Source organism: Sabulibacter ruber (assembly GCF_017355955.1).
Lineage (GTDB): Bacteria > Bacteroidota > Bacteroidia > Cytophagales > Hymenobacteraceae > Nibribacter > Nibribacter ruber_A.
Map to the genome: position 1 here is coordinate 1 of NZ_JAFFID010000004.1, position 14601 is coordinate 14601.

Below are 14601 nucleotides of genomic sequence, written 5' to 3' on the forward strand. Positions count from 1 at the left end.
ACTTCCTTCCCGTACTCGGCGGGCATCCACCAGGCACCGACCGACGGCAAGGACTACCCGGGCTGGCATTTGCACATGCACTTCTACCCGCCACTGCTGAGATCGGCCACGGTGAAGAAGTTCATGGTGGGCTACGAGCTCATGGCCGAAGCCCAGCGCGACATCACTCCGGAAATGAGCGCTACTAGGCTGAAAGGTTTGGTTGAAAATGCCTAGATCTAATCAATAGAAGCAGCGCTCCTGCTTCTATTGATCTAATATTCTTTTAAATCGCCTACCTTGGTTTTATGGAAGGGATATCTAGTTTAGACAAGAAGGTTAAGGAGGGATTTATTGGGCAAAGGATGATTGTTCTTCCTCCCAACCTGAAAGGTGCTGCGAGTAAGAATGTTTTGACCAGGGGGATCTACCTCACTGCTATTGGCTTCTACCCACACGCGACTTTTCATGACCGTGAAAGGAAGAAAGGGAGCCAACAGTACATTCTTCTATATTGTGTGGAGGGCAGGGGCTTCGTGAATATAGATCACAAGGTCCATGAGCTTGCGCCAAACAGCTTCATCATTATCCCCAAGAGCACACCCCATCATTACTACAGTCTGCATACTGACCCATGGAGTATTTACTGGGCGCATTTTACAGGAGAATTAGCTGATGCAATTTTCAGTCGCTATAGTAATTCAAAAGAGGCTTCGGTCATGTCAATCCCTTACGTTGAAAACCATGTTAATTTATTCAATCAAGTAATCTCGTTGCTTGAAAACAGCTTTGGGGATAAGGAGATTGAGATTGCGAACTTCAACTTCCTGCATTTCCTGACATCGTTGGTATACCACAAAGAGGTTAATCCCTCGGCATATGCGACTGATCCCGTGAATGACTCCATTCAGTACATGAAGAAACATCTCTCACGGTCGTTCTCTATAAAAGAACTTGCCTCGGAGCAGAATCTCTCGGTTTCTTACTACTCAGAGCTTTTTAAAAAGAAATTAGGCTATTCCCCCATTCAGTACTTCATACAGCTCAAGATCCAAAAGTCCTGTCAGTTTATTTATTTTACAGATAAGAGCATCAAGCAAATATCCACGGAGTTAGGGTTCGAGGACCCATTTTATTTCTCTCGCATGTTCAAGAAGATAATGGGGCTTTCTCCAGTGAAATACCGGAACCTGCACAAGAAATAGTATAGAGGGGATAAGAGCTGCTCAGGAAGGCGTATTTGTCTTTGGTAGCAAGTCACTTGAATATCCCATTGCTTCGTTTTGTAGTGTAGTTAGGTGGTGTGTCGCGTTCAGCAATACAAAGTTGGGCAATACAAATACCAACTTTCTGGTTTACCTCCTTGGTTTGTATATGGAGCCTAACCACCTAACAGGTAAAATACATTCCTTGCAAAAGCGTCCGATATTTGTCCGACCTAAATTAAAAAACCCTGTAAATTGTTGATTTACAGGGTTTTTCATTGTATTGATGTGGAGATGCAGGGATTCGAACCCTGGTCCAGACAAGGAAACTCGAGCGCTTTCTACATGCTTAGTCTTGGTTGGGTTTTCGAGTGGCTTCAGGCCCAAGCCTGGCCTAAGAAGACACCTTAGATGCTTTGGTTTCGCACAAACCCCGCACCTTGGCTTGCGCTAGAACGGCATTACGATGCCCTGTGACCAGCTCCCACCGTTCCGAGGGGCTGCAGGACAATGGCATTACCTAATACCTAGATTAGGCGGCCATGGCGTAGTTAGACTCGCCAGATAATTGTTCGGTCAGTTCTGATTTACGGGAAAATCTGCCAACTCCCGGCATGCTTACACCCAGCTTGCTCAAGCTGTCAATTCCGGTCATCCCCAATTGTGAAAGAACTTCTTTGGCCCTTTTACGGCCTATGCCCGCAAAAGTAACCAAAATATAGACAAATCCTAGCCGGGCGGAGTTCCCGTTTTGAGGCTGTTTTGCTAAAAGGAGCCTTAAAACAGCTTACAGGAACGTCTTCAATTCGCTTAGGCAATGAATCTCATACGTGGGCTTCAGGCGAGGGCGCTTCTTCTCGGGGTTAAAAAGCACCTGGTCTATGCCGGCGTTCATGGCACCCAGAATATCGGCATCCAGGCTGTCGCCAATCATCAGGCTTTCCTTGGCGGTAACCCCGGCCCGCTCCAGGGCGTGCAGGAAAATCTTCCGGTCTGGTTTGGTGCAGTTGGCGCATTCTGAGGTGATGATCTCAGAGAAGTAGACGTCCAGTTTAGAAGATTTCAGTTTAATGTACTGCACGTCTTTGAACCCGTTGGTAATGATGTGCAGCACATATTTCTCCCGCAGATACCCAAGCACCTCATGCGTGAAAGGGAAAACCGCCGTTTTGGTGGGGCAAATGCTGGTGAACGCTTCACTGATACCGGCGGGCACATCGGCGGCATCCATGCCGAGGCCGGTAAGGCACTTGACAAATCGGTTCTCTCGCAGTTGCTGCTGCGTGATCTTGCCTTTGTGGTACAAATCCCATAACCGCTGATTCACGAAGCTGTATTTCCGGTAAAACGAGTCACGGGAAAAATTGCCCAGTTCTGCCAGGTTATAATGGTCATAGAGGTGATGAAGCGTTTCCTCTGAGTTCTTTTCGAAATCCCACAACGTGTGGTCCAGATCAAAGAAAAGATGTTTGTATGTTCTGGGTTTTCTCATGCTAATGGGGGCTTTCTGAGGTAAGCAGAAAAGCAAAGGTCTGATTTTAAAACCAATCTAGGCGCTTTTAGTTTCAGCAATTCGGCGGGATTTGCTCAGTTGCAGAAGCTTTTTCTGCAGGGGGGCCTCGGCTACGTAATAGCCAATGATGGAAAGTACGGCTATGAGCAGGCAGATGCCAAGCCGGTTGGGCCAAAACTGACCGTATAAAAGACTAACCCCTAGTTTAAAATGGATGAGGTAAAATATATAGGAGCCCTTGCCCAGTTCCTGGCCTATTCTGGAGCCTAGTAATGCGCTGAGTAACGTTTTCTCCTTGGCTAACCCCAGAAGAAGGCTCCCGATAAACCAAGGCAATACATAATTATTGAGAACATTGAAAAGGATTACCTGGTCCTGGTCCATAGACCTTGGGTTTTCACCGCGTACGTACGCCAAGGCAAACATGCAGCCTAAAACTCCTACAGCACCCGCGTACGTGAACAGTCCCAAGGAAGTCTTATGGGCTGAAGAATTACTAGAATACCTAACCAGCCAAACCCGGGCTAACGCTAACCCCAGGTAAAACTCCAGGCACCGGCCAAAGAAGGTGGTCCTCACCATATAGTTGAAATCTGGCACAAAAGAATAGGGGAGAGGCAGTTCCCCAAGGGCTACCAGAATACCTCCCGCCAGAAAGGTGAGCAAGGTCCAGCCCAGCAGGCCCAGCCTGTTCCAATAAAACATGACCAGCGGTGCGATGGCGTAAAAGCAAACCTCTACTGTCAAAGACCAGCCAACCCCAATGCCAGTAAACGCCACTTCCTCAAAGAAGCCTTGCATCATGGCAAAGTTCAGCACCCACACGCCCAGTGGCTTGGGGTTGTAAAGCAAGGTCAGGACGGTGCAGACGAGGTAAACGGGGTAGAGGCGCGCAAACCGATGGAAAAAGTACTTTTTCCAGCCGGCCAATCCGTTCTGGGTAAATGAATTGAAGTACCTGATCCCAATCAGGAAGCCGCTAAGCACAAAAAAGATGGAAACGCCCATGTGCCCTTCCTGCGAGAGCAGGTCCAGCGGGTTCCTAGAGTTCTGGGCCTGGGACATGGTGTGGTGCGCAAACACCAGAAAGGCCGCCACCGCTCTTAGGCCGGTAAGGGCCGGAAAGTATTGTTTCCCCTCGCTCAAAGCCTCACTTTCTTAGATGCCGGTGAAATGCCGCTGCTGGAGCCGGTTAATGGCTAGTTCACGGTTTGAGAACAGGGTTTGGTAGACCTCCTGGTCTTTCAGAAGTTGCTGGTCTTTTTCCAGGTAGCCGAACATCTGCTGCAAAAAGTCCAACATTTCGTCTTTGATATAATAAAACGCCCACTGATCCTGTTTACGGTAGGAGACTAGTCCTGTGTTCTTTAGATAAATCAGGTGGCGGGAGGTTTTGGTTTGGGTAAAGTCCAGCACCAGTTCCAAATCTGCAATGCAGAGCTCTTTGTTGCGTAACAGTAGATTGAGCACCCTGATGCGTGAAGCGTCGCTCATGGCTTTGAACACTTGTTCCCCAAAACCAATGTTGAAATTCTTGAGCCTCATGGAGTATCTCTTCGTAAAATTTATTTAAAGCCCAGCGGCGCAAAGTACCATAAAAAGGCTATACTTGTAAACGATCTTATCCATGAATACTCTATATTTCAATCTTTCTGCCCGGCAAGCCCGCTTCTGCTCCTTTTTGGGGCGCTTTTTGGTGGCGGCTATTCTGGTGGCAGGTTTCAGCATGTCATCGGCCAAGGCCCAAGGGGGCCGGAAAGTAATCCAATTGACCGGGGTGGTGACCGCCGGCGATAGCCTTTTGGGTATTCCCGGGGCCAGCGTGTACATTCCTAAAGCCGGCCGAGGCACCAACACCAATGAGTACGGCTTTTTCTCTCTGCCCGTGCTGGCTGGCGACAGCGTGGTGTTCAGCTCCATTGGCTACGCCAAGCAGTCTTTGGTCATCCCCGAGAGCTTTGAGCGCGACAGTTACTCTATTATCATCGAGATGATGGAAGACCCCACGGTGCTGCCTGAGATCAGGGTGTTCCCGTACGCCACCTTCCGTGATTTCACCCAGGCCGTACTGGCCATGAAATCGCCGCTGGGCGATATAGACCAGGAAACCGCCATGAGCCAGCAGATTCTGGACCAGATGTTCCGGAACACGCCCATGGATGCCGGTTCAAACCAGCGCCACATGATGAACCTGCAAAACCAGCAGCAAATGCGCCGGGGCGGTTATAATCCGGGAGCCACTAATCCGCTCCTAGACCCTATTAAGTGGTACCAGGTGATTAAAGCCATCAAGAACGGAGACTTCAAGAATAGAGAGTAACCCAGAAAATAAACCCCATCACCAAGGACTGTTCAATAAGTGAGCAGTCCTTTTTTTGTGCTGGTTTTTCAAAAACGGCAGGGAAACGGGGCGGTTGTTTGTCTACCAAAGACAATGCTGACTTCTTGCCCAATGAAGAGAATTTGCCTCTTACTCCTGAGTGCTGCCCTTTTTCAAAGCTGCCGTAGTTCACTGAACCAGGAACAGACAACCCTAACTGTAGATTATCTGCCGCGCGCGGTTCTGCCGGCTTTTGAACAAAATACCCTCAAAACGGAATACCGCCTCAACGGAAGTATCAACCCCTTTTACCTTAGCGGAAACTTTGACGGAGACGAAGTGCCTGATTACGCCGTGTTTCTCCAAAACAAGCAAAGCCAGAAACCAGCCATGGTGTTTATTAGAGGCGCAGAGCCTGGTACCCCGGCTATTATAGAAGAAGGAAGATGGCCTGCCTTAAAATCTTTCAACGAGATAGAATACTGGAAACCAACCGATCATTTCCCCGCCGGGGCCGGAGCAAGTTTGCCGGGCATTAAGGGAGGCGGAATAGTAGTAGGCCTAAAACCGCAGGGCGAAGTACGATGGCTGTACTGGGATGGCCGGCAATGGCAATGTGTCAGCCCAGAATAGGTACCCCAGCAAAACAAAAAGCCCCGCCTGGTAAGAGACGGGGCTTTGTCTTTATTCTAGTTTCTTGCCTGGTTTCAGGAAAACAAGCCGGAAACAGTTTGTTTAGTTACCGCCCTGGGTGCGGGGAGCTGCCTGACGTTGCGTCTGCTGCTGCAACGGGTTAGGCGTAATGCCCCGCGGCTGCTCTTTGAACAATTCAAAACGGCTGGGCTGCTGACGTTGCGGATACGAGTTGTTGTTCAAATCGATGTCGGCGGTTTCCTGGAACGGGTCCAGCACGAAGTTGGCCACCGGTTTCTCGGTCACAAACACCTTGGTGATTTCCTTTTCGTCGTAGCGCCAGATCTCGGCCGGAATGCGCACAATCTCAGAGGTTCCGTCCTGGAAGTTCATCTGCATCACTACCGGCATTACCAGACCGCCGTTGTTTTTGATGCCGACCTCATAGAAGTGCAGGCCTTTTTCCAGCAGAGCGCGCTCCTCCGGCGCGAGGCTTTGCAGGTATTTCTGGTATTGGGCCTTACTTTCCTCGGTTACCGCCAAGGGGTCATAGGTGTTGTAGAAGTCGTTGAGTTCGGGCTTTTTCTCCACCAGCGTTTTAGGGATGTCCTGCAGGTTGCGCTGCTGCGACAGGCTCTTAGGCGCGGCATTGATTTCCTGGCGGCGCTTGGCGTTCTCCACCTCGGGGTTGCGGGTGTCTACGGTGTACCATTTCACGCCGGTCAGCTCCTGGTCCACGTGGTCGGTGGTGTAGAACCAGCCTCTCCAGAACCAATCCAGATCGGTGCCTGAGGCATCTTCCATGGTTCTAAAGAAATCGGCGGGCATAGGGTGTTTGAAGGCCCAGCGGCGGCAGTATTCTTTGAAAGCGTAATCAAACAGTTTGCGGCCCATCACGGTCTCGCGCAGGATGTTCAGGGCCGTAGCCGGTTTGCCATAGGCGTTGTTGCCCAGTTGCGTGATAGACTCTGAGTTGGTCATGATGGGCTGCTGCAGGCTCTTGTCCATCTTCATGTACGTGACCATGTTACGGGGCTCGCCACGGCTGGAGGGGTAATCGCGCTGCCACTCCTGCTCGGTGAGGAACTGCACAAAGGTGTTCAGGCCTTCGTCCATCCAGGTCCACTGGCGCTCATCTGAGTTGATGATCATCGGGAAGAAGTTGTGGCCCACTTCGTGGATAATCACCGAGATCATGCCGTATTTGGTGCGCTCAGTGTAAGAACCGTCTTTCTCCGGTCGGCCGCCATTGAAGGAGATCATGGGGTACTCCATACCGCCCACCGCGCCGTGCACCGAGATAGCCACCGGATACGGATACGGGATGGTAAATTTAGAATAGGTTTTCAGGGTATGCGCAACCACCTCCGTGGAGTACTGGCCCCAAAGCGGATTTCCTTCCTTGGGGTAATAGCTCATGGCCAGGGTGTTTTTGCCTTCCACGTTCACGTTCATGGCATCCCAGATGAACTTGCGGGAAGAGGCCCACGCAAAGTCACGCACGTCTTTGGCTACAAACGTCCAGGTCTTCTTGCCTTTGGCTTTGTTTTTCTCAGCGCGCAGGGCTTCCTCCGGGGTCACGATCAGCACGGGCTTGTTCGCTTTCTGGGCCTGGGCCAGGCGGTTGCGTTGGGTGCTGGTGAGAACGTCTGTGTTCTGCAGTTCACCGGTAGAAGCTACCACGTGGTCAGAGGGTACGGTGAGGCTCACTTTGTAGTCGCCAAACGGCAGGGCGAACTCGCCGGTGCCCAGGAACTGCTTGTGCTGCCAGCCGTTCACGTCGTCATACACGGCCATGCGCGGGAACCACTGCGCCATCTGGTACTCGTAATTGCCGTCCTCGGGGAAGAACTCATAACCGCCGCGGCCGCCTTGCTTTTTCTGGTCGTTGATGTAGTTGAACCAGTCAATGCTGAACTTCACGCTTTGCTTTGGTTTCAAAGGCTGCGGCAAGTCAATGCGCATCATAGTGAAGTTGATGGTGTACGGCAGGGCTTTGCCGTTGGCATCTTTCACCGCTTTGATCTTGTACCCACCGTCAAACGTCTGCTCCGCCAAGGCCTCGGCCACGCCAAAAGTAGGCTTGTCCGGGATCTTGTTCGTGCGGGTGAGATTGGTCATGGAGTTCTTCTCAAAGATGTTCTGGTCTAACTGCACCCACAGGTAGGTCAGGACATCCGGAGAAAGGTTGGTGTAGGTGATGGTCTCAGAACCGGTGAGCGACTGGTTGTCGTCGTTCAGCTCGGCTTTGATGTTGTAGTCAGCGCGCTGTTGCCAGTAGTCGTGCCCGGGAGCACCAGAGGCGGTGCGGTAAGTATTGGGGGTGGGCAGTTCCTGGCCCAGTTGCCTGAACTTGGATTTGTCAATGTTTTCCTGCGCCAGAACCGGAACTGCCAAACTCAAAAGCAGCCCAGAGGCGAGTAAGAGTTGTTTCATTAGTGTGGTTGAAATAGGTTTGTTTGTGTCAAAGAGCAAATTGGGTAATAATGGGCAAAGAAAAAAACGAACAGTCTGTTATTTAGACGATTCGGTGAGGTCTTCGCCAAAATGCTTCCTGATATCCTGTCTGAGGTCTCGCATCACTTTGATGAGCACCAGGCCCATGGGTACGGTGAGGCATCCCAGCACCGCTGATTTACCCAACTCAAGGAATATGAAAAAGACGGGCACCATAAGGAGAAGCAGGCTGGTGCCAAGGCCTGCCAACCACACGGCGTAGCTGCCCAGCAGGGCTATGCCGTACCACCACTTCTTTTTGAAGGCCAGCGTGCGTTTTACGTAATCTGCATGGTCTTTTTCTTTCTGCCGCCTTACCCTTTCGCGGGCCACTGCGGCCCAGGCAATGTACTCTTTCGGGTCGGTGGGTGGTTCATACACGTATTGGTATTTTTCCCAGTCAGACTGCGGCTTGGGTGGGGGAGGTGGTGGAGCCGAGGTGGGAGAGGAGGGTTGGGCAGAAGCTACTTCCTGAAACCGCTGCAGGTATTCGTAGGCCGCCTGAATGCGCAAAAACATAGCCGGTGCACCCGGATCCTGGTTTCTGTCTGGGTGGTACTGCAGGGCTAGCTGCCGGTAGGCGCGCCTGATCTGGGGCATTCCTGCCCCAAACGGTACTCCTAATACCCGGTAAGACTCAGCCAACATGAGAACAGGTTCTTAAACAAGTGGTGTGCCCGCTGTTTCTGGCACGTTTTCTAGAAAACAGCCGATAAATCCTGTTCCAGAATCAGCATGAGGGCAATGGCTCCGGCCGCGCTGCTGATGCCCAAGGCCCAGTCTCGCTTTTTTACAGACAGGAAACGTGTTAAAAGCAGATTGATGATGAGCACCAGCAGAACAATCAGCAACTGCCCTAATTCAATTCCTATATTAAACGCCAGAAGCTCCAAAACGATGTTCTGTCCCTGGCCTAAAAGCGATTTTAAATAGTTGGAAAAGCCCATGCCATGAATCAGCCCGAATGCCGCGGCAAACAGGTTGTTCCAGGACCACAGCGCGTTGCCTTTCTTTCTGCCGTTGCCCAACTGCGTGAAATTGTACAAACAGGTGAGCAGGATGGTGATGGGAATAAGCAACTCAATTAAAGCCGTGTTGAATTTGATCATCTCCAGCGTTGAGAGCGCCAACGTAATGGAATGCCCAATAGTGAAGCTGGTAACCAAGGCCAGAATACGGCGCCATTCGCTGCCAGAATACACCGCACACATGGCCAACACAAAGACCATATGGTCATACGCCTGCAGGTTGAAGATGTGGTGAAAGCCTAATTGCAGATACGTGAAGAAAACTGAAGACACGATGAAGGGTTGTTTGTCTGAGTCTGGAAACTGACAAATTTAGAAAATGCTGTTACTCCAGCAATACACCCTTCTCATAATTGGGTTTTCAAATGTGAGATGGTGTTGGTGAAATGTAGCAGCGTTACACTGTAACGCTGTGGTTCTGTACAGGAGACAGTCTCTCCTGTTATTTCAGTTTATTTGATAAATTAAGTCTGTGCAGCGCCACGCCGTTACAGTGTAACGGCGCTACAGATTCTGCTTTAAGCCTGATTTAAGATAAACAGGCTTGAAACCTATCTTGCTAGCCTTCGCTGGCGCGAGCGTCCCGCTCGTGTCCGCACGCATTGCGGAAGATACACGCATGGTAGAAGATAATCACACTCTCTTTCTGTTTTGTCATCCTGAAAGGATCTTGTGAGGCAATGGCAAAGTCGTTTCTTCAACGCAATTCTAGGTGGTCCACAAGATCTTTCCAAGATGACAAAGAGGAGTAAATTACTTGTTGTAGATGCACCAACGCCACTATCACCATGGCGCGGAAGTTACTTCCGTGCCTTTTGATCGCAAGTCACGGAAGTAAATCCGCGCCATAGAGGGACAAAATACCTTGCAGGATGACATAACCTTCTGGAATGCGTGCGGACACGAGCGGGACGCTCGCGCCAGCGAAAAGAATTCTGGTCTTAGGTGAAGTTTCTGTTTTATAACCGCTTTTGAAAATAAACGGAGAAACGTAGCGGCGTTACACCGTAACGCCGAGTGGCCACAGAGCAAAATCGCTGCTAACAACTTGCAGGTGGTTATAGGATTAAAAAGACGAATTTAGGGTACGGCTGTTGAGAAAGGAAAGAACGTCGCTTCGCAGAGCCACGGCGTTACGGTGTAACGCCGCTACAATTTTGGTTTTTAACCCTATTCTCAAGAAGGAGGCTGAAAACGGCGGCTAATAAAAAAAGGCGCCGGGGAATTGCTCCCCCGACGCCTTCAATCAACTTAAAACAACGGATTATCTATCAATGGGCAGATCAATGTCCACGTTAATGAACTTGATCTCGCCGTCTTCCAACACCGCTTCTACTACGGCATCTTTGCGGATGTCACCGGCCAGGATGGCTTTGGACAACTCGTTGAGGATGCGGCGTTGCAGCACACGTTTCAACGGACGGGCACCGAACTGCGGATCGTAACCCTCGCGGCCCAGGAAGTCCAGTACTTCGTCGGTAGCTTCCAGACGGATGCCAGTGTCTTCCAGGCGTTCCTGGATGTGACGGAACTGGATGTCCACAATCTTCCGGATCTCTCTTGAGCTCAACGGACGGAACATGATCAGCTCATCAATCCGGTTCAGGAACTCAGGGCGCAGGGTCTTCTTCAGCACCTCAAACACCTCGTCACGGGTCCGGTCAATGGTTGGTTCCGGGTTCAGCTCGTCCAGATCCTGGAAGTTCTCCTGGATGATGTTCGCGCCGATGTTGGACGTCATGATGATGATGGTGTTCTTGAAGTTCGCCACCCGACCTTTGTTATCGGTCAGTCGGCCATCATCCAGCACCTGCAACAGGATGTTGAACACATCCGGGTGCGCTTTCTCAATCTCGTCCAGCAGGATCACAGAATACGGCTTCCGGCGAACAGCTTCGGTCAACTGACCACCTTCATCGTAACCCACGTATCCTGGAGGCGCTCCCACCAGACGGCTCACGGCATGGCGCTCCTGGTACTCACTCATGTCAATCCGCACCATGGCGTTCTCGTCGTTGAACAGGAAGTCGGCCAGAGCCTTAGCCAGCTCGGTTTTACCCACACCCGTTGTACCCAGGAAGATAAACGAACCGATAGGCCGTTTAGGGTCTTGCAACCCGGCCCGGCTGCGGCGCACGGCATCAGAAATGGCGGCAATCGCTTCTTCCTGACCGGCCACGCGACGGCCCAGTTCTTCTTCCAGGTGCAACAGTTTCTCGCGGTCGCTTTGCAGCATTTTGTTTACCGGTACACCGGTCCACTTGGCTACTACCTCGGCGATGTCTTCTGAGGTAACCTCTTCCTGCAGCATATGGTCGCCGTTCTGTTGCTCCTGCACTTGTTGCTGCAGCTCGCGAAGTTTGGCTTCGGCTTCCTGGATTTTACCATAGCGCAGCTCAGCCACTCTACCGTAGTCACCGGCCCGCTCCGCGTGTTCAGCCTCCAGACGGAATTGCTCAATAGCTTCTTTCTGTTTCTGGATGCCTTCAATGACCTGTTTCTCGCTCTGCCACTTGGCGCGCAAGGCGTCACGGGTTTCGCTCAGGTCAGCAATCTCTTTAGAAAGCAGGTTCTCTTTCTCTTTGTCGTTCTCGCGGCGGATGGCTTCACGTTCGATCTCCAACTGCATGATCTTGCGTTGTACCTCGTCCAGCTCCACTGGCAAAGAGTCAATCTCGATGCGTAGCTTAGAGGCTGCCTCATCTACCAGGTCAATGGCTTTGTCTGGCAAGAAACGGTCTGAGATGTAGCGGCTGGATAATTCCACGGCGGCAATGATGGCATCGTCCTTGATGCGCACCCCGTGATGCAACTCGTACTTCTCTTTGATACCGCGCAGGATGGAAATCGCATCTGGAATGCTTGGTTCATCTACCGTTACCGCCTGGAAGCGGCGCTCCATGGCCTTGTCCTTCTCAAAGTACTTCTGGTACTCTTTCAAAGTAGTAGCCCCGATGGCATGCAATTCACCGCGGGCCAAAGCTGGTTTCAAGAGGTTAGCGGCATCCATAGCGCTATCGCCACCGGCACCGGCACCAATGAGGGTGTGGATCTCGTCAATGAAAAGCACAATCTCGCCTTCAGAGTCTACCACTTCTTTGATCACGGCTTTCAGGCGCTCCTCAAACTCACCTTTGTATTTGGCACCCGCCACCAACAGGCCCATGTCCAGGCTCATGATGGTTTTGGTTTTCAGGTTCTCGGGCACGTCTCCAGACACAATACGCTGGGCCAGGCCTTCCACAATGGCGGTTTTACCCACACCCGGCTCACCCAACAGAATCGGGTTGTTTTTGGTACGACGGCTCAGAATCTGCAGCACGCGGCGGATCTCTTCGTCACGGCCAATCACCGGGTCAATCTTGCCCAGGCGTGCCTGCTCATTCAAGTCAATAGCATAACGTTTCAGCGAGTTGTATTTCGCCTCAGCGTTCTGGTCGGTTACCTTTGAGTCGCCACGCAGTTCTTTGATGGCGGCTTTCAGGCCTTTCTCAGTAATACCCGCGTCTTTCATGAGCGTGGCCACCCGGTCTCTACCAGCCAGCAAGCCCAGGAGCAGGTGTTCAATGGCGACGTACTCATCGTCAAATTCTTTCAGGTAAGAATTGGCCTTCTGCAGTGCGGCGGCCGCATCATTGCCCAGGTACGGACTGCCCCCGCTCACTTTAGGGTAAGCGTTCACAATCTCGTCCAGACGCGTGTTAAATTGGTTCACGTTCACGCCCAGTTTCTTCAGGTAGAAACCGGTCACGTTCTCGTCAGTCTGCAGGATACCCTTCAGCAAGTGCCCCGTCTCGATGGCCTGCTGCTGGTTGCCGCCGGCAATCTCGGTTGCCTTCTGCACGGCTTCCTGCGATTTGATGGTATAGTTGTTAAAGTTCATATGCTTTGTTTTTCCGTAGTTTCCCGTTTTTCTACGGCCTTTAAAGCAAATGAGGTACCGAAGCGTATTATAGCTGTTTTTCGGAAAATATGACAGAAATCAAAATGTTAAATTTAACATAATGTGACAAGATGGCTGTGGTTGTGGCAAAAAACCTCACAGGTCTTCAAGACCTGTGAGGTTTGAGCTAGTCATCGCCAATTACGTCTCTGATGCTTGCAAAGCCTTCCTCATCCATTTGATGAAAGTCTTGATACCACTCTACACCACCAAACCACTCCAACACCTCGTCTCTTTTCAGGTTTGTCTGTTTGGTTAAAGCAGTTAAACTATGATAAGAAGAATAAGGCCACTCTTTGAAAGAGTCTACAAAGCCATGTTTCTGCGGATTAAAATGGATGTAGTAAACTAATCTTGTGAAGTAGTGCGGTGAGTTGACTACTATTCTGCCAAAGCGCTCTTGGAAAAGGCTCCCAGTGCGGCCATAGGCTTTGTTGATGGCTTTGGTATATGCGTTGAATAGAGTAGCGAACTGCTTAGACATGATAGCAGGCGAGACCTCACAGGTTTTGAAAACCTGTGAGGTCTGTTCCGGTTCAAAGCGCTCTTTTATTTTTATCAACAAATGGAAATGGTTACGTAGCAGGCAGTACGCATAGGTGTCTGCAAAAGGAGAAACGTGCTTTCTGTACAGTTGAAGAAAATAGGTATAGTTTCGCTCCTCTAGAAAAATATTATCCTTATTATTCCCACGCGTGTACACATGGTAGAACTTTCCCGGTTCAAGAGGTATCGTTTTCTGCATACCCTCTATTTGCTTGTGAACTTAACAGCGCTTCCCAAAGACCTCGTAGTGTGCGCAGCTCCTACGAGTGTCTAGACCGACTGCTTCAGTTTTTGCAGCAAGGAAAACAGAAGCCCATAGATCTCCCGGAGCTCAGCCATGTCCAGAATGGCTTCGTCTTTAGAGAAGGTGAGGACCAGTTCAGAGCCGTCTTCATCATGGTCTTCGTGCAGCCGCAGTTCACAGCTTTTGTGCTTCAGCAGGATGTCGTGGATGGTAGGATCGGCGAGCAGGCTTTTGAGGGTTTCAGGTTGGTTGGTCTTGATGATGAAGGCATCGTCAATGTCTGGGTAGCCCAGTTCAATGTCTTCCATCCCGAAGAACTTGCCCACCTCGTCCATCCAGCCTTGCTCATGCAGGGCAAACCGCAGGGTGACGTGTTCGGGTACCGGGGCCATGAAATTGGTGGAGGAGATGCCTCCCTCAAAGCCGCCGCCTAAGTCAATGTCGGTGTCAAAGTAGATTTGGGTGCCGTTTTGCTGCAGAAGCGCCGAGTAGCTGAGAAGTTCTTTGTGGCTAGCCATGTCATAGGCTACTTGGTGCCAAAGTTCTTCTTCTGTTGCTCCGTGAAAGGTGCGGATGGTTTCCATAGTTTGGTTTGTTTATGGGTATAGGTTCTGAAGGCTGTTGGTAAACAAGACAGCCTCCTGCATGAACGGAACCTATTAACCCTAGGTTGAAGAAATGGCCAGTTTTGGCA

General features: G+C 50.8%; 13 protein-coding genes and 1 other RNA gene. 4 read left to right on the top strand and 10 right to left on the bottom strand.

Annotated features, from left to right (window positions below; translation table 11 throughout):
* Both galT and JT719_RS18165 read left to right on the top strand, forming a co-directional pair.
* Window positions 1-216, top strand: a 216-nt coding sequence (gene galT, locus JT719_RS18160; protein ID WP_207435145.1) for a galactose-1-phosphate uridylyltransferase, incomplete at its 5' end; no start/stop codon positions are given.
* 71 nt (window positions 217-287) lie between these two features.
* On the top strand, window positions 288-1184 hold the full coding sequence (locus JT719_RS18165; protein ID WP_207435147.1) for a helix-turn-helix domain-containing protein: 897 nt from the start codon (window positions 288-290) through the stop codon (window positions 1182-1184).
* A 286-nt stretch (window positions 1185-1470) separates the two neighbouring features.
* On the opposite strand, the gene ssrA is transcribed toward JT719_RS18165, so the two are convergent.
* From ssrA to JT719_RS18185, 4 genes are all read right to left on the bottom strand, one after another.
* Window positions 1471-1843: a transfer-messenger RNA gene (gene ssrA / locus JT719_RS18170) on the bottom strand.
* Window positions 1844-1971: 128 nt separating this feature from the next.
* Entirely contained in the window at window positions 1972-2676 is a 705-nt protein-coding gene (locus tag JT719_RS18175) for a YjjG family noncanonical pyrimidine nucleotidase (protein WP_207435157.1), read from the bottom strand.
* Between the two features lie 57 nt (window positions 2677-2733).
* Entirely contained in the window at window positions 2734-3843 is a 1110-nt protein-coding gene (locus tag JT719_RS18180; RefSeq protein ID WP_207435158.1) for an acyltransferase family protein, read from the bottom strand.
* A 12-nt stretch (window positions 3844-3855) separates the two neighbouring features.
* The gene (locus JT719_RS18185) at window positions 3856-4242 is read right to left on the bottom strand and encodes an ArsR/SmtB family transcription factor (RefSeq protein ID WP_207435160.1); all 387 of its coding nucleotides are present in this window, start codon (window positions 4240-4242) and stop codon (window positions 3856-3858) included.
* An 82-nt stretch (window positions 4243-4324) separates the two neighbouring features.
* Between JT719_RS18185 and JT719_RS18190 the strand changes: the two genes are divergently transcribed.
* Window positions 4325-5017 (top strand): carboxypeptidase-like regulatory domain-containing protein, encoded by a 693-nt coding sequence (locus tag JT719_RS18190; RefSeq protein WP_207435162.1) that lies wholly within the window; start codon window positions 4325-4327, stop codon window positions 5015-5017.
* A gap of 132 nt (window positions 5018-5149) precedes the next feature.
* Entirely contained in the window at window positions 5150-5650 is a 501-nt protein-coding gene (locus tag JT719_RS18195; RefSeq protein WP_207435163.1) for a hypothetical protein, read from the top strand.
* A gap of 102 nt (window positions 5651-5752) precedes the next feature.
* Here the strand turns inward: JT719_RS18195 and JT719_RS18200 are convergent, their stop codons facing one another.
* The 6 genes from JT719_RS18200 to JT719_RS18225 form a co-directional block, all read right to left on the bottom strand.
* On the bottom strand, window positions 5753-8086 hold the full coding sequence (locus JT719_RS18200) for a M1 family metallopeptidase (protein WP_207435165.1): 2334 nt from the start codon (window positions 8084-8086) through the stop codon (window positions 5753-5755).
* Between the two features lie 78 nt (window positions 8087-8164).
* Window positions 8165-8794: a J domain-containing protein gene (locus JT719_RS18205; protein WP_207435166.1), complete on the bottom strand. Its 630-nt coding sequence runs from the start codon at window positions 8792-8794 to the stop codon at window positions 8165-8167.
* A gap of 50 nt (window positions 8795-8844) precedes the next feature.
* Window positions 8845-9447, bottom strand: coding sequence for a HupE/UreJ family protein (locus tag JT719_RS18210; protein ID WP_207435168.1), 603 nt, complete (start codon window positions 9445-9447; stop codon window positions 8845-8847).
* Between the two features lie 991 nt (window positions 9448-10438).
* On the bottom strand, window positions 10439-13057 hold the full coding sequence (gene clpB, locus JT719_RS18215; RefSeq protein ID WP_207435170.1) for an ATP-dependent chaperone ClpB: 2619 nt from the start codon (window positions 13055-13057) through the stop codon (window positions 10439-10441).
* A 187-nt stretch (window positions 13058-13244) separates the two neighbouring features.
* Window positions 13245-13862 (bottom strand): transposase, encoded by a 618-nt coding sequence (locus JT719_RS18220; protein WP_207435172.1) that lies wholly within the window; start codon window positions 13860-13862, stop codon window positions 13245-13247.
* 71 nt (window positions 13863-13933) lie between these two features.
* The gene (locus tag JT719_RS18225; protein ID WP_207435174.1) at window positions 13934-14491 is read right to left on the bottom strand and encodes a hypothetical protein; all 558 of its coding nucleotides are present in this window, start codon (window positions 14489-14491) and stop codon (window positions 13934-13936) included.
* Window positions 14492-14601: the final 110 nt, after the last annotated feature.

What these genes read in the sequence shown, in the direction of transcription:
- JT719_RS18165 (WP_207435147.1), top strand. Translation starts at nt 288, where the DNA reads ATGGAAGGGATATCTAGTTTAGACAAGAAGGTTAAGGAGGGATTTATT.
- JT719_RS18175 (WP_207435157.1), bottom strand. Translation starts at nt 2,676, where the DNA reads ATGAGAAAACCCAGAACATACAAACATCTTTTCTTTGATCTGGACCAC.
- JT719_RS18185 (WP_207435160.1), bottom strand. Translation starts at nt 4,242, where the DNA reads ATGAGGCTCAAGAATTTCAACATTGGTTTTGGGGAACAAGTGTTCAAA.
- JT719_RS18190 (WP_207435162.1), top strand. Translation starts at nt 4,325, where the DNA reads ATGAATACTCTATATTTCAATCTTTCTGCCCGGCAAGCCCGCTTCTGC.
- JT719_RS18195 (WP_207435163.1), top strand. Translation starts at nt 5,150, where the DNA reads ATGAAGAGAATTTGCCTCTTACTCCTGAGTGCTGCCCTTTTTCAAAGC.
- JT719_RS18200 (WP_207435165.1), bottom strand. Translation starts at nt 8,086, where the DNA reads ATGAAACAACTCTTACTCGCCTCTGGGCTGCTTTTGAGTTTGGCAGTT.
- JT719_RS18205 (WP_207435166.1), bottom strand. Translation starts at nt 8,794, where the DNA reads ATGTTGGCTGAGTCTTACCGGGTATTAGGAGTACCGTTTGGGGCAGGA.
- clpB (WP_207435170.1), bottom strand. Translation starts at nt 13,057, where the DNA reads ATGAACTTTAACAACTATACCATCAAATCGCAGGAAGCCGTGCAGAAG.
- JT719_RS18220 (WP_207435172.1), bottom strand. Translation starts at nt 13,862, where the DNA reads ATGCAGAAAACGATACCTCTTGAACCGGGAAAGTTCTACCATGTGTAC.
- JT719_RS18225 (WP_207435174.1), bottom strand. Translation starts at nt 14,491, where the DNA reads ATGGAAACCATCCGCACCTTTCACGGAGCAACAGAAGAAGAACTTTGG.